Below are 20,139 nucleotides of genomic sequence, written 5' to 3'. Positions count from 1 at the left end.
CGAACGGACGATCTGAATCTAAACCACAGCGTCACGCCTTTATCCGCGGACGAGGTGCAGGGAGGACCACCACATGACCGCGCCAACGATCAGCGAGCAGACGAAGCCAGCGCCGGCCGTCGCCACCAAGAAGCTGGACCCGCGAGCGCTCACCGACAGCGCGGCCGACATCCTCAACGCGATGGCAGCGCTGCCGGCCAACCACCCGTCGCGCCCCGCACTGCGGGACCGGGCGATCGAAGCCTGGCTGCCGCTCGCCAACCACCTCGCCCACCGCTACAGCGGCCGGGGGGAGCCCACCGACGACCTGGCGCAGACGGCCGCCATCGGCCTGATCAAGGCCATCGACAAGTTCGACCCGTCCCGCGGCGTCGACTTCGCCGGCTACGCCATCCCCACCATCATCGGCGAGCTCAAGCGCCACTTCCGCGACCGCACCTGGGACATCCGGGTGCCGCGTCGCCTCCAGGAGCTGCGGCTGGCCATCTCCGACGCCAACAGCTCCCTGCTGCAGACGCTGGGCCGCTCCCCGACGGTCGCCGACATCGCCGCCCACCTCAAGGTCACCGAGGAAGAGGTCCTGGAGGGCCTGGAGGGCGCCCGCGCGTACAACGCGGTGTCGCTGTCCACCCCGACCGGCGACGGCGACCGGGCCACCGAGCTGGGCGACATGCTCGGCGGCGAGGACAACGAGTTCGAGCTGGCTGAGCTGCGCGTGGCCCTGGGCCCGGCGCTCGCCACCCTGGACGAGCGCGAGCAGAAGATCCTCACCCTGCGCTTCTACGGCAACCTGACCCAGTCGCAGATCGCCGACCAGATCGGTGTCTCGCAGATGCACGTGTCCCGGCTGCTGGCCCGGGCGCTGACCAAGCTGCGCGGGCAGCTCGACGGCACGTACTAGGGGCACCGCCGGTGGTCCGGTCGACGGGCCGACCACCTGTACGCCTGACAGGCCCGGTCGGCGCATCGCCGACCGGGCCTCTTCGCCGTGTGCCGCTTCCCGTCCCGGGCCCTCCCCGCGCCGAGTCAGGCCCCCGCCGGCTCCCGCCACATCGGGTAGAACGGGGTGCCGTCCGGCAGCCGGAAGATCTCCCGCGCCCGGTAGCCGTGCCGGGCGTACAGGTCCCGGCCGATCTCGCTGCTCGCCTCCAGGTAGCCGGGCACCCCGTCGGCGTCCAGCCTGGCGTGGTGGTGCCGCAGCAGCGCGGAGCCGAGCCCCTGCCCCTGCCGGTCCGGCGCGACGGCGAGGAACGCCAGGTGGTGGTGGCCGGCGTGCGGGTGGCTGGCGGCGAACAGCACGTCGAGGTGCCGGAACCGCTCGACCCACTCCCCGCAGGCGGCGGCCAGCCGGGTGTCGTAGTCCGCCGGCGGCGGGACCTCGTCGCCGACCTGCGGGAACCACACGGCCACCGCCGCCCGGTCCGCGGTGGCGTACACGTGGCCGTGCGCCATCGCGTGCCCGACCAGGATCTCGAAGTTGTCGGCCAGCACGGCCTCCCGCTCGGAGTCGTCCGGCACCAGCCAGTGGGTCGCCGGGAGCACCAGGAACGCCCGGGCGATCCGCTCGGCCACCAGCCGGGTCTCGGCCGCGCCGAGGCGCTCGACGCGCACGTCGCTCACCGCCGGCCCTCCGTCCCCACCGGGGCCTGCTCGCTGGCGGGACCCGGCGTGACCAGCATGGCCGCGCTCTCCGCACCCATTCCGATCCGGGCGTAGGCGTCCGGCCGTCTGCCGCGCAGCACCAGCGACCAGTGCAGGCCGGCCAACACCACCACCGGGTACGCCGCCGGAATGGCCCAGCGCAGCGGGGAGTCGGGCGCCACGCCGAGCAGGATGGCAAAGTTGTCCAGCGCCACGATGATGATGGCGACCAGCGCCACGGCGGCCAGCCCGGGGGCGACCAACCGCCGCCACAGGCTCTCCTCGACCCCGGTGCGGGCGAAGTACGCCATCACCGCGATGGAGGTGGTGACGATCAGCAGCAGCACGCCGAAGCCGCCGCCGATGCCGGTGTAGTAGAAGAGCTGGAGCACCGGGTCCCAGCCGTTGGCCGCGTACAGCAGGATCACCAGCAGGCCGAAGGCGCTCTGCGCGATCGAGGCGAACCGGGGCGAACCGGTGCGCGGCGAGGTCCGCCCGAACACCGCCGGCAGCACCCGCTCCCGCCCGAGCGCGAAGATGTACCGGGCGGTGGTGTTGTGGAACGAGATCATCGCGGCCAGCACGGAGGTCATGAACAGCGCCTGGCCGATGGCGACGGCGGTGTCGCCGAGGTGCGCCCCGGCCAGGTTGAAGATCAGCTCGACGCTCTGCTCGCCGGCCTGGGCGGAGACCTGGTCCGGGCCGGTGGCCACGGTCATCGTCCACGACGACAGGGCGTAGATCCCGGCGATGATGGCCACCGACAGGTAGGTGGCCAGCGGGACGGTGCGCTTCGGGTCCCTGCTCTCCTCGCTGAACACCACCGCGGACTCGAAGCCGACGAAGCCGGTCGCGGCGATCACCAGCAGCGCGCCCGCGCCCGGGACGAGCAGGCTGTCCGGGGAGAGGGCGGTGAAGCTGACCGAGCCGCCGGCCGGGTTGCCGAGCTGCCCCAGGTCGAACACGAGGATCACCACGAGCTCGGCGACCAGCAGCACCGCGAGCACCCGGCCGTTGACGTCGACCCGGAGCAGGCCGAGCACGGCGACCATGGCCCAGGCGGCCAGCGCCACCACCCACCAGGCCGGGTCGACGCCGAAGAGCCGTTGCAGCACCGGGGAGGCCGCCGCCCCGATCGCGCCGTACAGCCCGACCTGGAGCGCGTTGTACGCCATCATGGCGACCCAGGCCGCACTGACGCCGGCCGGCCGGCCCAGCCCCCGGGTGACGTACGCGTAGAACGCACCGGCGTTCTCCACCCGGCGGGCCATCGCCACGTACCCGACGGAGAACAGGGCGAGCACCGCGCCGACCACGAGGAAGGCCAGCGGCAGGCCGATGACGCCGGTGACGGCGTACCCGGTGGTGACCACGCCGGCCACCACGGTCAGCGGTGCGGCCGCGGACAGCACGAAGAAGATCACCGACGGCACGCCGAGCCGGCCGCGGGCCAGCGCGTCGGACACGTTGCTCGGTCGTTGGACGGTCGATGTGGGGGGCATTGGGGGGTGCTCCGGTTCCAGGGGAGGGGTGGGGGCCCGGCCGGTCAGGGCGTGCCGCGCAGCACCGCCGCGCCCACGGCGGCCTCGGCGTGCGCGACGAGCTCCTTCAGCGGCGGGGGCAACGCCGGGATGAGGACGCCGAGCCGATGCTGGGCCTGAGGGCTGGCGCTCCACAGCACCTCGCGGGTGAGCCCGGCGGCGGCGACCAGGCCGAACAACAGCGCGTCCGGCACGGCCGGCCGCTCCGGCCGGTCCAGCAGGGCGCGCAGCCGGGTGGCCGGCCAGGCCACCGCGTTCAGGTCGATCGGTACGTAGCTGATGCTGGCGCGCAGCAGCCGGCGGCTCTCCTGTCGGTGCAGCACCCCGGCCCGGGCCAGCCGCTCCGCCACCGACGTCACCGCGGACTGCCCGAGGAAGCTCAGCCAGGTGCGGACCAACTGGTGCTGGGACTCGCCGATCAGCTGGTCCAGCACGGTGTGCGCCAGGGCGTCGGGCGGTGGGCGGCGGTCCACCACCGTCACGTTGCCGGCGCTGACCGTGATCCGGCCGAACAGGACCAGCTCGCCGAGGAGACCGGCCGCCAGGCAGATGCCCGCCGCGCTGGCGTGCAGCTTCGCCCGGCCCCGGCTGTCGTTGTGGGCGATCAGATAGAACTCGTCGGCGGTGAGCAAACGAGCCTCCCGAACGGATTGTCCACAACTGATCGACGCCGGGTGAAAGGATGCACGCCCTCTGTTTGCAACGCAACTCCCAGTTCCGACAGTTGCACTCCGTGCGCATGCGACCTGCGGATCTTGTCGCGACGGACTCGGAGGGTGACCGCGGCCCGACATGTCCAGGGGCAACCTGTGGCCTCGACACGGTACGCGCCTGCTGACGCCCGCGCCGCCGGTGCGACAGTAGGAGACGTGCTCGCCGACGTGTCCCTCGACCTGCCGATCCGGCCCGTGCTGCCGGCGCTGCTCGACGCGCTGCGCACGGCCGGCGGCGCGGTCCTCGTGGCGCCCCCGGGCACCGGGAAGACCACCCTCGCCCCGCTGGCCGTGGCCGGGGCGGTCGCCGGCCGGGTGGTGATCGCCCAGCCCCGCCGGGTGGCCGCCCGCGCGGCGGCGCACCGGATGGCCACCCTGCTCGGCGAGCGGGTCGGCGACCGGATCGGGTACGCGGTGCGCGGCGAGCGCCGGGTCGGTCCCGCCATCCGGGTCGAGGTGGTCACCACCGGGCTGCTCGTGCGCCGGCTGCACCACGACCCGGAGCTGCCCGGGGTCGACGCGGTGCTGCTGGACGAGTGCCATGAGCGGCAGCTCGACGCCGACCTGGCGCTGGCGTTCACCGTCCAGGCGCGGGCGACGCTGCGCCCCGACCTGTGGCTGGCCGCCATGTCGGCCACCCCGGACGCGGGCCGGTTCGCCGCGCTGCTCGGCGCCGACGGCACGCCGGCCCCGGTGATCCGGGCCGCCTCGGCCCTGCACCCGGTGACCCGGGTCTGGACCCCGCCGCCCCGCCCGGTCACCCCTTCCGGGGCCGGCCGCGTCGACCCGGCGCTGCTGGACCACGTCGCGGCCACCGTACGCCGGGCCCTGGCCGAGCGGGACGGGGACGTGCTGGTCTTCCTGCCCGGGGTGGGCGAGATCGCGGCCGTGACCCGCCGGCTGGCCGACCTGCGGGGCTCCGTCGCCCTGCTGCCGCTGCACGGCCGGCTGCGCGGGGCGGAGCAGGACGCCGCGCTGCGCCCCGCCGACCGGCGGCGGGTGGTGCTGGCCACCGCCGTGGCGGAGAGCAGCCTCACCGTGCCCGGGGTCCGGGTGGTGGTCGACGCCGGGCTCGCCCGGGTGCCCCGGATGGACCTGGCCCGAGGGCTGGGCGCGCTGGTCACGGTGCAGGTGTCCCGGGCCGCCGCCACCCAGCGGGCCGGCCGGGCCGGCCGGGAGGCCCCCGGGCACGTGTACCGGTGCTGGTCGGAGGCCACCCATGCCCGGCTCGCCGCGCAGCCGGAGCCGGAGATCGCCACCGCCGACCTCACCGGGTTCGCCCTGGAGCTGGCCGCCTGGGGCGAGCCGGACGGCAGCGGGCTGGCCCTGCCCGACCCGCCGCCGGCCGCCGCGATGACGGTCGCCCGGGAGACCCTGACCACCCTCGGCGCGCTGGACGCGGCCGGCCGGATCACCTCCCGGGGGCGGGCGATCGCCGGCGCGGGGGCGCATCCCCGGCTGGCCCGGGCCCTGCTGGACGGAGCGCCGGCGGTCGGCGCCGACCGGGCCGCCGAGGTGGTGGCGCTGCTCGCCGAGGACACCGCCGCCGGGCCGGGCGACGACCTGACCGCCGGGTGGCGCCGGCTGCGCGCGGGCGCCGACCCGGGTGCCACGGCCCGCTGGCGCACCGAGGTACGCAGGCTCCGCGCCGCCCTGCCCGCCGGGGCGGACGGCCGCCGGCCCACGGAGCACGCCGGCCGGGAACGCGGGGAGGGCCGGCTGCCCGACGATCTCGCCGCCGGCCTGCTGGTCGGGTTGGCGTACCCGGAGCGGCTGGCCCGGGTGCGCCGGGCCGGCGGGTCGGCGTACCTGATGGCGGGCGGAACCGAGGCGGAGCTGACGCCAGGCTCAGGGCTGACCGGCGCGGCGTGGCTGGCCATCGCAGTGGCCGACCGCTCCCCCGGGGCGCCTACCGCCCGGATCCGGCTGGCCACCGGCCTGGACGAGGCGACCGCCCGTGAGGCCGGCGGCCCGCTGCTACGTTCCGCGCGGGAGGTGACCTGGTCCGGCGGCGACGTGGTGGCCCGGGAGGTCGTCCGGCTCGGCGCGATCGAGCTGGTCGCCCGGGCACTGGTCCGGCCGGAGCCGGCGCTGGTGGCCGCGGCGCTGCGCGACGGGCTGCGCCGCGGCGGCCTGACGCTGCTGACCTGGACCCCGGCCGCGCGGGCGCTGCGCGAGCGGATGGCGTTCTGCCGACACGCCCTCGGCCCGGACTGGCCGGACGTGGGCGACGAGGCGCTGCTCGCCGGGGTGGACACCTGGCTCGGCCCGGAGCTGGCCGCCGCCCGACGCCGGGCCGACCTGGCCCGGGTCGACGTCACCGCCGCGCTACGCCAGCTGCTGCCCTGGCAGCAGGCCGCCCGCCTCGACGAGCTGGCCCCGGAGCGGCTCAGCGTGCCCAGCGGCTCCCGCGTCCGGGTGGACTACGCCGACCCGGCCGCCCCGGTCCTGGCGGTGAAGCTCCAGGAGACCTTCGGCTGGGCCGAGGCGCCCCGGATCGCCGGCGGGCGGGTGCCGGTGCTGCTGCACCTGCTCTCCCCCGCCGGCCGCCCGGTGGCGGTCACCGCCGACCTGGCCTCGTTCTGGCGCACCGGCTACCCGCAGGTCCGCGCCGAGCTGCGCGGGCGCTACCCCCGGCACCCCTGGCCGGAGGACCCGACCACGGCCGAACCCACCCGCCGGGCCGCCCCACGCCGCCGCTGACCCGCCGCACTCACCCGCACCGCCGCCAGGCCGCCGCTGACCGGCCGCACCCCACCGGCCACGCGGGGCCGGACCTGACCTGACCGGGCCTGACCGGGCCTGACCGGGCGGCGTGCAGGGGCCTGGTCAGTCCTCGGCGACCACGTCGGCGACGACGACGGTGACGTTGTCGGGGCCACCGGCGCGCAGCGCCAGGTCGATCAGCCGCCGGGCGCACTCGTCCCGGTCCGGGTGGGCGCCGAGCACCTCGGCGAGGGTGTCCGGGCGGACCACGTTGGACAGGCCGTCGCTGCACAGCAGCCACCGGTCGCCGGCCCGGGGCACCATCGTCGCGTACGACGGGGAGACCTCCTCGCCCTGCAGCGCCTGGGTGACCACGGCCCGGCGGGGGTGGCTCGCGGCCTGGTCGGCGGTGATCACGCCCTGGTCGACGAGCATCTGCACGAAGGTGTCGTCCCGGGTGATCTGCTTGAGCACCCCCTCCCGGAAGAGGTAGGCGCGGGAATCGCCGACGTGGGCGAGGGCGAGGCAGCTTCCGGTCCGGGCGAAGAGCAGGGCGGTCAGGGTGGTGCCCATGCCCTGCCGCTCCGGGTCCTCCCGCACCGCCTCGCGGATCCCCGCGGTCGCCAGCTCGATCCCGTTCTGCAGGGCGGCGACCAGGGCGTCCTCGGGGGTCGCCAGGTCCAGCGGCCCGACCGCGTCGATCGCGATCTGGCTGGCCAGGTCGCCGGCGGCCATCCCGCCCATGCCGTCTGCGACGGCGACGAGCCAGGTCCCGGAGTGCAGGGCGTCCTGGTTGCCGCTGCGGATCAGCCCGCGGTCACTCGCCCCCACGGAACGCAGCTTCAGGGTCATGGGACGCAGCCTGCCAGTTGGAGGGCGCAGTTGTCTCTAGGAGATCGCGACGACGTCGCGTGGCGCGGCGAATCTCACGTGGGCGGGCCGGGCCGACGGTGAACCCGGTCCAGTCAATCCAGCTTCCTCGATTGACACGGCGGACACCCGCTGGAAACATCGGAGCAGCATTGGGAGCGCTCCCAAGATTGGTTGCTACCCGTCCCCCGGAAGGAACCCCCGTGACGCCATCCCGACGCCGCCGACGCCGCCTCGCGGCGCTCGCCGCGGCGACCACCCTGGCCCTCACCGGCACCACCGCCGGCATGGCCCACGCCGAGGTCCCACCGGACGCCCCCGAGCAGCTGAAGAACGGCGACTTCGGCGCGGGCGTCGCCCCCTGGTTCTCCTACGGCACCGGCCCGCTCGGCGTCACCGACGGCCGGCTCTGCGCCACCGTCCCCGGCGGGCTGGCCAACCCCTGGGACGCCGGCATGGGCCAGGACGCCGTGCCGCTGAAAGCCGGCGCCGAATACGAGCTGGCCTTCGACCTCTCCGCCACCCCCGGGGCAAACGTCAAGGCCGTCCTCCAGCTCGGGGCCGCCCCCTACACGCAGTACGCCAGTGTGGACGCCGCCGCCACCAGCGGCAGCCAGCACTTCGCCAAGACCTTCACCGCCGGCGAGGACAACCCCGGCGCGCAGCTCATCTTCCAGGTCGGCGGTGCCGCCGCCGAGCAGACGATCTGCCTGGACAACGTCTCGCTGCGCGGCGGCGAGCCACCCGAGCCGTACGAGCCGGACACCGGCCCCCGGGTGCGGGTGAACCAGGTCGGCTACCTGCCCGGCGGCCCCAAGAACGCCACCGTGGTCACCGAGGCCACCGAGCCCCTCGACTGGCAGCTCCGCTCCGCCGCCGGCACGGTGGTGGCCGGCGGGCGGAGCACCCCGCGCGGGGTCGACGAGGCGTCCGGGCAGAACGTGCAGACCGTCGACTTCTCCGCGTACCGCACCCCGGGCACCGGCTACACCCTGGTCGCCGACGGCGAGACCAGTCACCCGTTCGACATCTCCGGGACGCTCTACGACAAGCTGCGCGCCGACGCCCTCCAGTTCTTCTACATCCAGCGCAGCGGCATCGCCATCGACGGCGCCCTGGTCGGCGACGAGTACGCCCGCCCCGCCGGCCACCTCGGCGTCGCCCCCAACCAGGGCGACACCAGCGTGCCCTGCCAGCCGGGGGTCTGCGACTACTCCCTCGACGTGCGTGGCGGCTGGTACGACGCGGGCGACCACGGCAAGTACGTGGTCAACGGCGGCATCGCCACGTACCAGCTGCTGAACGCCTTCGAGCGGACCAAGACGGCGGCCACCGCCGACGGCGGCGCGGGCCTGGCCGACGGCTCGCTGCGGGTGCCCGAGCGCGGCAACGGCGTGCCGGACGTCCTCGACGAGGCCCGCTGGGAGTTGGAGTTCCTGCTGCGCATGCAGGTGCCGGCCGGCAAGCCGCTGGCCGGGATGGCCCACCACAAGATCCACGACAGGAACTGGACCGGCCTGCCGCTCGACCCGGCCGCCGACCCGCAGCCGCGCGAGCTGCACCCGCCGTCCACGGCCGCCACCCTCAACCTGGCCGCCGTCGCCGCCCAGTGCGCCCGGCTGTTCGCCCCGTACGACACAGCGTTCGCCACCCGCTGCGGCACCGCCGCGAGGACCGCGTACGCGGCGGCCAAGGCCCACCCGGCGGTCTACGCCAGCCCGGCCGACGCCACCGGCGGCGGCGCGTACGACGACACCGACGTCAGCGACGAGTTCTACTGGGCCGCGGCGGAGCTGTACCTGACCACCGGCCAGCCGGCGTACCTGACCGACGTGACCGCCTCCAAGCACCACACCGGCCCGGTCTTCGGCGACCAGGGCTTCGGCTGGCAGGGCGTCGCCGCGCTGGGCCGGCTCGACCTGGCCACCGTGCCCAGCGGCCTGCCCACCGCCGACCGGAGCCGGGTACGCGCCTCGGTGACCGCCGCCGCCGACCGCTACCTGGAGATCCTGCGCGGCCAGGCGTACGGGCTGCCGATGCCCGGCGACGCCGCCAGCTACTTCTGGGGCGCCAACGGCAACATCGCCAACAACGCGGCCGTGCTGGGCACCGCCTTCGACCTGACCTGGGACGCGAAGTACCGGGACGGGGCGGTGCAGGCGGCGGACTACCTGTTCGGCCGCAACGCGCTCAACATCTCGTACGTGACGGGCTGGGGCGAGCACGCCGCGCGGAACCAGCACAGCCGCATGTACGGTCACCAGTTCGACCCGGCCCTGCCGAACCCGCCCGCCGGCTCGCTGGCCGGTGGCGCGAACGCCGCCCTCCAGGACCCGTTCTCGGCGAACCTGCTGGCCGGCTGTGAGCCGCAGTTCTGCTACGTCGACGACATCAACTCGTACTCGACGAACGAGGTGGCGATCAACTGGAACTCGGCGCTGGCCTGGCTGGCCTCGTTCCTCGCCGACCAGGACGACGCGACGGCCGTACCGGCACCGACCTGCGCCGTGACGTACACCAACTACGGCACCTGGCAGGGCGGGACCGGGTTCACCGCCCAGGTGACCATCCGCAACACGGGCCCCGCCGCGGTGAACGGCTGGACCGCCCGGTTCGCGTTCACCGGCGACCAGCGGGTGCGGGAGGCGTGGATGGCGAAGGTGACCCAGTCCGGGGCCACGGTGACCGCGAGGAACGAGTCGTACAACGCCCGGATCGCCCCGGGCGGCAGCGCCACCTTCGGCTTCAACGCGACCACCGCCGGCGGCCCCAACCCCGCCCCCGCCCTGATCACAATCAACGACTCCCCCTGCACCCTCTCCTAGCCCTCCACCAGACGGCAAGCTCGCGCAATTTCCTGGAATTAGTGGCCTCCCCGCGCTTGGAGGCCACTAATTCCGTGTTTTTGCACGGATCGCCCGCGTTCCCGCGTGGGCCAGTGGGCGTCGGTGGGCCGCTCGCGGCACATGGACGCTCTCGCTCCGCCCGCCGGGTATGGCTCCGGTCCACGAAGCCGGCCGGCGCCTCGGCCCGGCGGCGGTCAGCCGCACGTGGAGCCGATGTCGCAAACGATTCAGCTCCACAGTGGCCCGGAGCGAGTCACCCCGTCGGGCGGCGCATGGCGAACCAGGCCGGCGGCCCAGACGCTGATGTGGTCCAGCAGCGCAGCGCCGATGCGACGGCGGGTGAAGTCGGGGTGCCGGCCACCCAGGCACGGCCGGCACGCTGGTACGCGGCGAGGGCATCCAGCGGCCGGGGCGCCCGCTCCCCTCGCGTCGCGGGAGGAGCGGGCGCCCCGGTGGTGCGGGGTGACGCGGTGATGCCGGGTAACGCGGTGGTGCCGGGTGCTTGACGCGCCAGGATCAGGCGGGGAGGCCGCCGACCTGGGTGTTGATCCAGGAGCGGATCGACGGCAGGTCACCGTAGATGGACGGGCCGGTGGCGCAGGTGGGGTTGTTGTTGCCGGCCCGGCTGGTCGCGCCGATCAGGTTCCACACGCCGCTGACCTTGCGGACCTGGGGGCCGCCGGAGTCGCCGTAGCAGGCGCCGGCGACGCCGCCGGTGTTGTTGGTGCAGATCTCGTACGTGGCGTTGATGCCGCTGCACCGGCTGTCGGCCACGATCGAGGTGTCCAGTTCCCGGGCCACGGTCGGCGCGGAGCCGCAGCCGGACGTCGGGCAGGTCTGGCCCCAGCCGATGATCCGGGTGGCGGTGCCGACCGCTCCCGAGGTGGTCGGGATCGTGGCCGGCGCGTGGCTGACCGAGCTGGCGAGCTGGAACAGCTTGACGTCGATCGACGGGTGGCTGACCGCCCGGCTCACCGAGGCGACGGTGCCGCCGCTGGTGCGGTTGGTGCTGCCCACCCGCACCGAGGCCGGCGTCGGGCAGTGCTTCGCGGTGACCACCCAGTTGGCCTTGATCAGCGAGGCGGTGCAGCCGGAGCTGTACACCAGGAAGGAGTAGTTCTCCGAGGCGGTGACGCCGCCGACGATGTTCGGCGTGATGTCCCCGTCGGCCTCCTCGCCGCTCCAGACGTACGTCTTCTCGGTGGTCGACTCGGTGGCGAGGCTGCCGGCGAACAGCGAGTTGACCCGGGACGCCTCGACGGTGCTGGGGTTGGCGTTGGTGCAGGAGACCGGCGCGCTGCTGCCCGACATCAGGTCGGTGCAGAGCCCGGTGCGCTTGTCCGGCAGGCCGAGGATGTGGCCGATCTCGTGGGTGGCGATCCGGGTCCGGTTGTACCCCTGGTTCACCGCCTCCCAGCCCATCCACACCCGGCCGTTGCCGAGCGAGGTCGTCTGCGCCCGGGGCCAGCCGTTGTCGACGTAGATGGTGATGTTGCCCGGGGTGGCGGGCAGCAGCCGGACGGTGCTGACCTTGCTGTTCCAGATCTGGGCGGCCTGGTCGAAGTTGGTGCGGAACTCGCCGGTTCGGCTGGCGTCGTAGTAGACGGTGCGGACGGCGGACGCGCTGGTGCCGGTGGCGGCCAGCATGCCGGCTGCGGACAGGACCACCGCGGCCACGGCTCCCACCGTGCGCAGCAGGTGTCGTCGGATCACGCGCACTCCTCTGGATCACGGCGGCGCTGCCGCCTTCCATCGATGTGCGTCGACAATAGATCGGCCTCGGTCGATCCGGCGCATAGCGGTTGCGTCATACGAACCACGTCGGGAACGCGGCTGAGCCGTCAGCCGAGCTCCTCGTCGACGAAGCACCAGCGCCACGCCTCGCCCGGCTGGATCGAGCGCATCACGGGGTGCCCGGTCGCCTCGAAGTGCTTCGTCGCGTGCTGGTACGGCGAGGAGTCGCAGCAGCCGACCTGCCCGCAGGCCAGGCAGGCCCGCAGGTGCACCCAGTCGTCGTTGCCGACGGCAACGCAGTCGGGGCACTCCGCCGGGGTCAGCGGCTCGGCGGCACCCGCCTCGGTGAGATGCTGGCAGCTCATCACTCGGTCTCCTGTCGCAGCAACGACTCCTCCAGGTCCAGGTCACGGTAGGCCCGCACCAGCGCATCCTCGGGAATCCGGCCGGCGTCGCGGGCGGCCCGGAACACCTCCCGCTCCGCGTCGATCATCTCCTGCCGCAGCCGACCGTACGCCTGGGACGGGGTTTCCCGATCGGCGCCGCCCAGCCGCTCCCAGGCCAGGTTGGTGCGATCCTCCAGCCCTCGGCGCAGCCGGTCCACGACCGCCTTCGGCGCGCTGTCCGCCAGCGCGTCGAGCCGCTCCCGGGCGGCCCGGCTGGCCTGCTGCTGGACGCCGGCCGCGGAGAGCGCGTCCTGCATCGGGTCGTCCGGCGGCAGCCTGAGCCGGCGGGCCACCGCCGGCAGGGTGGCGCCCTGGGCGACCAGCGTCACCACGATCACGGCGAAGGCCAGCCAGATGAACAGCTCCCGGGGGTAGGGGCGGTCCTGCGCGAGGGTGAGCGGCAGGGCCAGCGCGGCGGCCAGGGTCACCACGCCGCGCATCCCGGCCCAGCCGATGACGATCGGGAACTTCGCCGACGGCCCCGTCTCGCGCTGCCGGACCCGGGGCACCAGCCGGGCCAGGTACGTGGCCGGGAAGATCCAGACGAACCGGGTCGCGATGACGGTGACCAGCACCGCCGCAGTGATCGCGGTGAGGAAGCCGAGCGGCTCGTCGAGGTCCCGCACCACCTCGCGCAGTTGCAGGCCGACGAGCAGGAAGACCAGCCCCTCCAACAGGAACCGGGTCAGCCGCCAGAACGCGCCGATCTGAAGGCGGGAGGCCGCCGACATCAGCAGCGGCATCCGATGCCCGATGCCGAGCCCGGTCACCACCACCGCGACCACCCCGGAGGCGTGGATCGCCTCGGCGGCGAAGACCACCGCGAACGGCACGATCAGCGACAGCGCGTTGTCCAGCACGGCGTCGCTGATCCGCTTGTGCAGGAACCCGAAGACCACCACGCCGGCCAGCCCGACCAGGATGCCGCCGCCGGTGGCGGCCACCACCTCCCAGGCCACGTCGCCGACCCCGACCGAGGTGCCGATCGTCGCCATCGTGGCCACCCGCAGCAGCACCAGCGCGGTGGCGTCGTTGATCAGGCTCTCGCCCTCGAGGATGGTCACCACCCGGCGGGGCAGCCCGATCCGCCGGGCGATCGCGGTGGCGGCCACCGCGTCCGGCGGGGCCACCACCGCGCCGAGGGCCAGGCAGACCGCGAACGGCACCGCCGGCAGCAGCAGGTGCACGACGAGGCCGACGGCGAACGCCGTGAAGATCACCAGCCCGACGGCGAGCAGCAGGATCGACCGCAGGTTGAGCCGGAACGCCGGCACCGACGTCTCCAGGGCCGCCACGTACAGCAGCGGCGGCAGGATGCCCACCAGCACCAGGTCCGGGTCGAGCCGGACCTGGGGGAAGCCGGGCACGAAGGAGAGCACGAGGCCGACGACCACCAGCACGATCGGCGCCAGCAGGCCGAGCTTGCGGGCCAGCGCCGCGCCGAGCGTCGCGATCGCGAGGAAGACGACGACCTCGAACAGTGACTCCATGGGGTACGAGCCTAGGCCGCGACCCCGGCCGGACGGATCACGCCGCTCGCAGTTTCGGCAGCACCTCGGCGCCGAAGGTGTCGATGAAGGCCCGCTGCTCCTGCCCGACGTGGTGCAGGGCGATCTGGTCGAAGCCCAGCTCCAGGTACTCCTCCAGCCAGCCGACGTGCCGGCCCGGGTCGGCGGAGACGTTGACCGCCGAGGTGACCTTCGCCATCGGCACGTCGGCGGAGACCACGTCGAAGTGCTCGGCCGTGTCCAGGTCCCAGCAGATCGGCGGGGCGAACACGTTGCTGCGCCACTGGTCGTACGCGAGGGCCTCGGCCTCGGCCTGGTCGGGCGCCCAGCTCACGTGCACCTGGAGGTGCAGCGGCCCCCGGCCGCCCGCGTCCCGGTAGGCGTCGATCATCTGTCGTAGGTGATCGGTGGGGGCGTTGACGGTGATCAGGCCGTCGGCCCACTCGGCGCACCAGCGGGCGGTGGCCACGCTGACGGCCGCGCCGATCAGCGCGGGCGGCTGCTCGGGCCGGGTCCAGAGCCTCGCCCGGTCGACCGTCACCAGGCCGTCGTGGCTGACCTCCTCGCCGGCCAGCAGCGCCCGGATCACGTCGACGCACTCGCGCAGCCGGGCGGTACGGATGTCCTTGCGCGGCCAGGTGTCCCCCGTGATGTGTTCGTTGCTGGCCTCGCCGGTGCCCAGGGCCGCCCAGAACCGCCCCGGGTACATCGCCCCGAGGGTGCCGATCGCCTGCGCGATGATCGCCGGGTGGTACCGCTGGCCGGGCGCGTTGACCACGCCGAAGGGCAGGTTCGTGGCCTGGAGGGCGGCGCCGAGCCAGGACCAGGCGAACCCGGACTGGCCCTGCCGGGCGCTCCACGGGGAGAAGTGGTCCGAGGACATGGCGGCGTCGAAGCCCGCCCGCTCGGCGTGGATCACCGCCTCCAGCAGCTTGGCCGGGTGGATCTGCTCGTGGGACGCGTGGAAGCCGAACACCGTCATGGACGCACCTCCTACCCATGACGGTGTCCGGCCAATCGCTACTCGGCGTGCGCCCCGGCACCGGCCGAGGCCTCGCCCCGGCCCACCCAGACGGTCTTGGTGTTGCAGAACTCGCGCATGCCCAGCGCGGACAGCTCCCGGCCGTACCCGGAGTTCTTCACCCCGCCGAAGGGCAGCTCCGGGAACGAGGTGGTCATCCCGTTGACGAAGACGCTCCCGGCGTCCAGGTCGGTGGCGAAGCGCTCCTGCTCGTCGGGGTCGGTGGTCCAGGCGTTGGAGCCGAGGCCGAACGCGGTGCCGTTGGCCACCTCGATGGCCTCGGCGTACGAGGAGACCCGGTACAGCCCGGCGACCGGCCCGAACACCTCCTCGGTCCACATCCGCATCTGCGGGGTCAGGTCGGTGACCACGGTCGGCGGGTAGAACCAGCCGTCCCCGGCCGGCTTCTCGCCGCCGCACAGCACCGTGGCGCCGTGGTCCACGGCGTCCCGCACCTGGGCGTGGACCTCGTCCCGGCCGCCGGAGCTGGCCAGCGGCCCGACGTCGGTGCCGGCGTCCATCGGGTCGCCGACCCGCAGCGCGGCCATGTTCGCAGCGAACCTCTCGGCGAACGCGTCGAAGACGTCGGTGTGCACGATGAACCGCTTCGCGGCGATGCAGGACTGGCCGTTGTTCTGGCAGCGGGCGGTGGTGGCGACCTCGGCGGCCCGGTCGAGGTCTGCCGAGGGCATCACCACGAAGGGGTCGCTGCCGCCCAGTTCCAGCACGGTCTTCTTCAGCTCCCGGCCGGCGATCTGGGCGATCGACCGGCCGGCGCGCTCGCTGCCGGTGAGGGTGGCGGCCCGCACCCTCGGGTCGCTGAGGATCCGGTCCACCGCGTCCGAGCCGACCAGCAGGGTGGTGAACGCGCCCTCCGCGAAGCCGGCCCGGCGGAACAGGTCCTCCAGGTACAGGGCGGTCTGCGGCACGTTGGAGGCGTGCTTGAGCAGGCCGGTGTTGCCGGCCATCAGCGCCGGGGCGGCGAACCGCATGACCTGCCAGAGCGGAAAGTTCCATGGCATCACCGCCAGCACCGGCCCGATCGGCTGGTACCGGACGAACGCGCGGGTGGCGTTGACGGCGCGGGCGTCGGCCGGCTCGTCGGCGAGCATCCGCTCGGCGTGCGCGGCGTAGAACCGACAGGCCGACGCGCACTTGGTCACCTCGGCCTGCGCGGCGGCGTACGTCTTGCCCATCTCGGTGGTCATCAGCCGGGCGGTGTCGTCGCGCTCGGCGTCGAGCAGGTCGGCGGCGGCGCCCAGCCACCGCCCCCGCTGCGCGACGGTGGTCCGGTGCAGGTCCCGAAAGGCCAGGTCGGCCCGCTCGATCGCCGCGTCGAGCTGCTCGGTCGACATCGGCTCGTACGACTTGAGCACCTCGCCGGTGGCGGGGTTGGTGGTGGCGATGCGCATCTCGTACTCCTGTCACTCGAACAGCGAGTGCCGCGCGCCCGGCTGCTCCCGGCGGCGCGCGGCCCGACGGCGCTGGATGACGAAAAGGTCGACCACGGCGACGGCGGCGAAGACCGCGCAGACCACGCCCAGCCACACCACGCCGGCCCAGAACGCCAGCCCGGCGAAGACCGCCATGGTCACCAGCCCGAAGCCGGCAAGCGCGAGGCGGAGGTTGAGCGCGCTGTACGCGTGGCCCACCGTGCCGCGGGCACGTCGGGGCTGCGATCTCGTCATCCCTTCGGGCTACCCCCCGATGGGCGCGGTTAACCGACCCGGCCGCCCCGCCACGCCCTTTACCACTCGCTGAGCGAGGACGGGACAGACTGCCGGAAAGCCGACAGGAGGCCACCCCCCAACCCGGTGTCCCGCATAGGGTTACCGCGCTGTCGCACTCCACCGCGGGACTGGGGAATCATGCCTCGACGCTGGGTCGCCGCCGTCGCCTGCCTGGCGGCCCTGGTCGCGCTCGCCTGCGAGGACGGGGGCAGCGCCCAGCCCCGGCCGACGGGCGGGTCGCCCGCGCCCGGCACGCCGGCCGCGATGGCCGCGCTCGGCGACTCGATCACCGCCGGTTTCGGCTCCTGCCTGATGCTCAGCTCGTGCGAGCGCAACTCCTGGTCGACCGGGGACGGGCTGCGGGTGGACAGCCACTACCAGCGGCTGCTCGACCGGAACCCGAAGCTGCGCGGGAAGGCGTACAACCACGCCACGCCGGGCGCGCGGGCCGCGGCGCTGGCCGGGCAGGCCGAGGCTGCGGTACGCGACCGCGCCGACTACGTCACGGTGCTGATCGGCGCGAACGACGTGTGCCGCGACGACGTCGACGCGATGACCCCGGTGGCCACCTTCCGCAGCGAGGTGGACCGGGCCCTGGGGGTGCTGCGCAAGGGTCGCCCGAAGGCACGGGTGCTGGTGGTGAGCATCCCCGACCTCCACCGGCTGTGGGAGGTCGGGCACACGGACTCCCGGGCGGTGCGGGCCTGGCGGCACGGCATCTGCCCGGCGCTGCTGGCCGACGCGACCTCGACCGCGCCCGACGACGTGGCCCGCCGGGCCAGGGTGCGGGACCGGATCGACGCCTACAACACGCAGTTGAAGGCGGCCTGCCGGGCACACGGTTCACGGTGCCGGTACGACGGCGGGGCGGTGCACCGGGTGCGCTTCACCCTCGACCTGGTGAACGCGCTGGACTGGTTCCACCCCAACGTCGCCGGTCAGGGCCGGCTGGCGGACGCGACCTGGCGGGCCGCCGGCTTCGACTGAACCCCCGGGCCTACGATCGTCTGACCTTCACCGGCACCCCGCCCGGCGTGTCGCGCCGGTTCCCGTCAGACGATCACGGAACGCGGAACACCGGTCACGGAACGCGGAACACCGATCACGGAACACGGATCACGGCGAGCCCGAGCCGGCCGTGCCCGTGCTGCGGTAGAGCTGTCGGGAGCGCTCGGCGAGATCCTTGGTGGCCGACGAGTTGGCCCAGGTGCCGAGGATGATGGCCGCGCCCGGGATCACCTTGGCGAAGACCCGCTTCGCCGCCCGCACCCCGGCCATCTGAGCCAGCCGCACGCCCAGCCGGATCATCGTCTTGCCCAGCGCGTTCTGCCCCCCGGAGCCGAACAGCGCCCCGGCCCGCTCCCGCCCGGCGGCCACCCCCAGCGCCAGCCGGGCGGTCCCGGCGACCTTGTGCACCTTCTGCAGCACCAGCAGGTCGGTGGCCCGCTCGGGGTGGGTCGGATCGACCCCGTGGGCCGCCGCGACGTGCAGCACCATCCGGGCCTGCGTCCAGGCCAGCACCCCGACGTCGATCACCGCGCCGGGCAGCCCGGCCACGCCCGAGACCGCGCCGGAGAGCCGGGCCAGGGTGACGAACTTGCGGACCGCCTGGTCGGCCAACTCCTCGGCCGGCACGCCCGGCCGCTCCGCCCTCGCCCGGGCCGCCCACTGGGCCGCCTCGGGCCCGAGCCGGCGCACCGCCTCCAGGGCGAGGTGCTCCGGGGCGTACTGCGGGTCCTCCCGCATCCGGTCCCAGAGCCGGGCCGGCGGCGCCTCCGGGGCGTCCTGGGCGACGGTTGGGGCCACCACCGGTGGACGCGGCGCGGCCGGCTCCGGGGCGGGGGTGCTGGGCTGGCCGTCGACGGGGGCGGAGTCGGTCACGGAGGCTCCCGGGGGTCGGTGACGTGCGGGTACGACGGCGCCGGCGCTCAGCGCCGGGTGGACAGGCGGGAGGCCAACTGCTTCAGTTTGCGCTGCGTCTCCGGCTTCGCCATCTCGCGGCGGCCCCGGTCGACGATCTTCTGTCCCTGCGGGGAACGGAGGAACCGGCTGATCCGCTGAACCAGTGCTGACATGTCGTCCTCCTGTAAGTTGCCTCCACCATGTGTACCCCGTGGGTGCAACCGCCACGCGTCCACTTTGGCCGTCACGGGGCGCGCCCGGCCCGCCCTCGTCCGGGGATCACTTCACGGCGGCAAGGTGGGCGTCGACCACCTTGGTCGCCCGCCACTCGTGCTGGGCGTACAGGTCCGGATACGCGGAGATCTGCACGGCCTGGGCCGCCACGGTCAGCGGCAGGTCCCGCCAGCCGGGGATCTGCTGGAGCGCGGCGAGGAACTGCCGGGTGGCGAACGCCGGGTCCATGAGCTGGCCCACCTCGCCCCAGCCGCTGCTGGCCCGCTGCTGGAACAGCCCGACCGAGTCGTGGTCCCAGCCGACCCCCTGGTGCGGGTACTCCTGCGACTCGGGCAGCACGCCGCTGGCCACGTTGTAGAGGTTGCTCTCCTGCATCGCCGTCGCCACGGCGATGACCAGTCCTCTGCGGGGCACCCCCATCGCCCGACCGGTCCGCACGATCACCTTCGCGTTGGCCATCTGCACCTTGGTCAGCCCGGCGACCGGGGCGGGGTCGGCCGGGCGGGCGGGCTGCTTGCGGGGGGCGGGCGCGCGGGTGGTGTCCGGATCGGTGGTGGTGGGGGACAGGGTCGCGGCGGAGGGGCTGACGGTCGCGGACGGGGTCGCCGACACCCGATCCAGCGACCGGGAGGCGGCGTCGGCGTCGGCGTCGGCGTCGGCACGCCGTTCCAGGTCGGCGCCGGCGACCGCCGCCCGGGCGGCGGTGTCCGCCCCCGTCTCCTGCCGGGCCTGGGCCAGGGCGGCAAGGCCGAGGCAGCAGGTCACGCCGGCGGCCAGGACGACCGCGGTCCGCCCGGGCCGGCGCGACGGGCCGCCCGGGGCGGCGGGACCGGACGCGGAACGGCCGGGGGCGAGCAGGTTACGCAGCCGCGCGGAGCGGGTAGTCGTACCGCCAGGGGAAGTGATCCGGTGGTGCCCGGGGCGGGTGTCGCCGGTGGCGGTGGTGGAAGTAGCTGGCCGTTCGGACGAGGTGGTAACGTCCGAACGGCCAGCCGCCACGCCCGGGTTCTGCTGGTCGTCGAGGGTGCCGTCGTCACGCATCCGCCGACACTAGGCGGGACAAATGCGGATGACCCAGGGCCATTGAGTGGCCATCGTCACACTTCCACCCGTCAGGCCGGGCACCCCGGCAGCCGGCGGGCCACCCCGGCACGAGCCGGGCGGACCGGACGAACCTCCGGGACCGGTGGAGGCACGCCGAGCCGGGCAGCCAACGCCCACGGAGACCGGGGAGACCGACCCCTCCC

17 protein-coding genes are annotated in these 20,139 nt (G+C 74.3%); 4 read left to right on the top strand and 13 right to left on the bottom strand.

Annotated elements, in window-relative coordinates:
* Nucleotides 1–73: 73 nt before the first annotated feature.
* On the top strand, nucleotides 74–901 hold the full coding sequence (locus tag OG617_RS24750) for a SigB/SigF/SigG family RNA polymerase sigma factor (RefSeq protein WP_405095364.1): 828 nt from the start codon (nucleotides 74–76) through the stop codon (nucleotides 899–901).
* Nucleotides 902–1,026: 125 nt separating this feature from the next.
* Here OG617_RS24750 and OG617_RS24745 read toward each other — a convergent pair whose 3' ends face one another.
* The 3 genes from OG617_RS24745 to OG617_RS24735 are packed head-to-tail and all read right to left on the bottom strand — an operon-like array spanning nucleotide 1,027 to nucleotide 3,814.
* Nucleotides 1,027–1,620: a GNAT family N-acetyltransferase gene (locus OG617_RS24745; protein ID WP_405095363.1), complete on the bottom strand. Its 594-nt coding sequence runs from the start codon at nucleotides 1,618–1,620 to the stop codon at nucleotides 1,027–1,029.
* Nucleotides 1,617–3,143, bottom strand: coding sequence for an APC family permease (locus tag OG617_RS24740; protein WP_405095362.1), 1,527 nt, complete (start codon nucleotides 3,141–3,143; stop codon nucleotides 1,617–1,619). Before OG617_RS24740 ends, OG617_RS24745 begins: the two co-directional genes overlap by 4 nt.
* Nucleotides 3,144–3,187: 44 nt before the next feature.
* On the bottom strand, nucleotides 3,188–3,814 hold the full coding sequence (locus OG617_RS24735) for a GPP34 family phosphoprotein (RefSeq protein WP_405095361.1): 627 nt from the start codon (nucleotides 3,812–3,814) through the stop codon (nucleotides 3,188–3,190).
* A 237-nt stretch (nucleotides 3,815–4,051) separates the two neighbouring features.
* Between OG617_RS24735 and hrpB the strand changes: the two genes are divergently transcribed.
* Nucleotides 4,052–6,598 carry an ATP-dependent helicase HrpB gene (gene hrpB, locus OG617_RS24730; protein ID WP_405095360.1) on the top strand — a complete coding sequence of 849 codons (2,547 nt, stop codon included), beginning with the start codon at nucleotides 4,052–4,054 and terminating at the stop codon, nucleotides 6,596–6,598.
* A 126-nt stretch (nucleotides 6,599–6,724) separates the two neighbouring features.
* Here the strand turns inward: hrpB and OG617_RS24725 are convergent, their stop codons facing one another.
* Entirely contained in the window at nucleotides 6,725–7,453 is a 729-nt protein-coding gene (locus OG617_RS24725) for a PP2C family protein-serine/threonine phosphatase (protein WP_405095359.1), read from the bottom strand.
* A 221-nt stretch (nucleotides 7,454–7,674) separates the two neighbouring features.
* On the opposite strand from OG617_RS24725, the gene OG617_RS24720 reads away from it, so the two are divergent.
* On the top strand, nucleotides 7,675–10,296 hold the full coding sequence (locus OG617_RS24720) for a glycoside hydrolase family 9 protein (RefSeq protein ID WP_405095358.1): 2,622 nt from the start codon (nucleotides 7,675–7,677) through the stop codon (nucleotides 10,294–10,296).
* Between the two features lie 537 nt (nucleotides 10,297–10,833).
* Here OG617_RS24720 and OG617_RS24715 read toward each other — a convergent pair.
* The 6 genes from OG617_RS24715 to OG617_RS24690 form a co-directional block, all read right to left on the bottom strand.
* Complete coding sequence (locus OG617_RS24715) at nucleotides 10,834–12,030, bottom strand: snapalysin family zinc-dependent metalloprotease (protein WP_405095357.1); 1,197 nt, start codon at nucleotides 12,028–12,030, stop codon at nucleotides 10,834–10,836.
* Nucleotides 12,031–12,158: 128 nt separating this feature from the next.
* Nucleotides 12,159–12,416: a UBP-type zinc finger domain-containing protein gene (locus OG617_RS24710; protein WP_405095356.1), complete on the bottom strand. Its 258-nt coding sequence runs from the start codon at nucleotides 12,414–12,416 to the stop codon at nucleotides 12,159–12,161.
* Nucleotides 12,416–13,987, bottom strand: a complete 1,572-nt coding sequence (locus OG617_RS24705; RefSeq protein ID WP_405095355.1) for a Na+/H+ antiporter — start codon at nucleotides 13,985–13,987, stop codon at nucleotides 12,416–12,418. Before OG617_RS24705 ends, OG617_RS24710 begins: the two co-directional genes overlap by 1 nt.
* A 37-nt stretch (nucleotides 13,988–14,024) precedes the next feature.
* Nucleotides 14,025–14,987, bottom strand: coding sequence for a TIGR03885 family FMN-dependent LLM class oxidoreductase (locus OG617_RS24700; RefSeq protein ID WP_405095354.1), 963 nt, complete (start codon nucleotides 14,985–14,987; stop codon nucleotides 14,025–14,027).
* A 38-nt stretch (nucleotides 14,988–15,025) separates the two neighbouring features.
* Nucleotides 15,026–16,438 (bottom strand): NADP-dependent succinic semialdehyde dehydrogenase, encoded by a 1,413-nt coding sequence (locus tag OG617_RS24695; RefSeq protein ID WP_405095353.1) that lies wholly within the window; start codon nucleotides 16,436–16,438, stop codon nucleotides 15,026–15,028.
* 12 nt (nucleotides 16,439–16,450) lie between these two features.
* Complete coding sequence (locus OG617_RS24690; protein WP_405095352.1) at nucleotides 16,451–16,714, bottom strand: DUF6343 family protein; 264 nt, start codon at nucleotides 16,712–16,714, stop codon at nucleotides 16,451–16,453.
* Between the two features lie 180 nt (nucleotides 16,715–16,894).
* On the opposite strand from OG617_RS24690, the gene OG617_RS24685 reads away from it, so the two are divergent.
* The gene (locus OG617_RS24685; protein WP_405095351.1) at nucleotides 16,895–17,743 is read left to right on the top strand and encodes a GDSL-type esterase/lipase family protein; all 849 of its coding nucleotides are present in this window, start codon (nucleotides 16,895–16,897) and stop codon (nucleotides 17,741–17,743) included.
* 129 nt (nucleotides 17,744–17,872) lie between these two features.
* On the opposite strand, the gene OG617_RS24680 is transcribed toward OG617_RS24685, so the two are convergent.
* The 3 genes from OG617_RS24680 to OG617_RS24670 form a co-directional block, all read right to left on the bottom strand.
* Nucleotides 17,873–18,637 (bottom strand): EcsC family protein, encoded by a 765-nt coding sequence (locus OG617_RS24680; protein ID WP_405095350.1) that lies wholly within the window; start codon nucleotides 18,635–18,637, stop codon nucleotides 17,873–17,875.
* 47 nt (nucleotides 18,638–18,684) lie between these two features.
* The gene (locus OG617_RS24675; protein ID WP_201754126.1) at nucleotides 18,685–18,831 is read right to left on the bottom strand and encodes a hypothetical protein; all 147 of its coding nucleotides are present in this window, start codon (nucleotides 18,829–18,831) and stop codon (nucleotides 18,685–18,687) included.
* Between the two features lie 106 nt (nucleotides 18,832–18,937).
* Nucleotides 18,938–19,933 carry a peptidase M23 gene (locus OG617_RS24670; protein WP_405095349.1) on the bottom strand — a complete coding sequence of 332 codons (996 nt, stop codon included), beginning with the start codon at nucleotides 19,931–19,933 and terminating at the stop codon, nucleotides 18,938–18,940.
* Nucleotides 19,934–20,139: the final 206 nt, after the last annotated feature.

The organism is Micromonospora sp. NBC_01412 (assembly GCF_045040215.1).
GTDB classification, from domain to species: domain Bacteria; phylum Actinomycetota; class Actinomycetes; order Mycobacteriales; family Micromonosporaceae; genus Micromonospora; species Micromonospora rubida.
This window is presented reverse-complemented; position numbering and strand designations above follow the sequence as displayed.

What these genes read in the sequence shown, in the direction of transcription:
- OG617_RS24750 (WP_405095364.1), top strand. Translation starts at nt 74, where the DNA reads ATGACCGCGCCAACGATCAGCGAGCAGACGAAGCCAGCGCCGGCCGTC.
- OG617_RS24740 (WP_405095362.1), bottom strand. Translation starts at nt 3,143, where the DNA reads ATGCCCCCCACATCGACCGTCCAACGACCGAGCAACGTGTCCGACGCG.
- OG617_RS24725 (WP_405095359.1), bottom strand. Translation starts at nt 7,453, where the DNA reads ATGACCCTGAAGCTGCGTTCCGTGGGGGCGAGTGACCGCGGGCTGATC.
- OG617_RS24710 (WP_405095356.1), bottom strand. Translation starts at nt 12,416, where the DNA reads ATGAGCTGCCAGCATCTCACCGAGGCGGGTGCCGCCGAGCCGCTGACC.
- OG617_RS24705 (WP_405095355.1), bottom strand. Translation starts at nt 13,987, where the DNA reads ATGGAGTCACTGTTCGAGGTCGTCGTCTTCCTCGCGATCGCGACGCTC.
- OG617_RS24700 (WP_405095354.1), bottom strand. Translation starts at nt 14,987, where the DNA reads ATGACGGTGTTCGGCTTCCACGCGTCCCACGAGCAGATCCACCCGGCC.
- OG617_RS24695 (WP_405095353.1), bottom strand. Translation starts at nt 16,438, where the DNA reads ATGCGCATCGCCACCACCAACCCCGCCACCGGCGAGGTGCTCAAGTCG.
- OG617_RS24690 (WP_405095352.1), bottom strand. Translation starts at nt 16,714, where the DNA reads ATGACGAGATCGCAGCCCCGACGTGCCCGCGGCACGGTGGGCCACGCG.
- OG617_RS24685 (WP_405095351.1), top strand. Translation starts at nt 16,895, where the DNA reads ATGCCTCGACGCTGGGTCGCCGCCGTCGCCTGCCTGGCGGCCCTGGTC.
- OG617_RS24675 (WP_201754126.1), bottom strand. Translation starts at nt 18,831, where the DNA reads ATGTCAGCACTGGTTCAGCGGATCAGCCGGTTCCTCCGTTCCCCGCAG.
- OG617_RS24670 (WP_405095349.1), bottom strand. Translation starts at nt 19,933, where the DNA reads ATGCGTGACGACGGCACCCTCGACGACCAGCAGAACCCGGGCGTGGCG.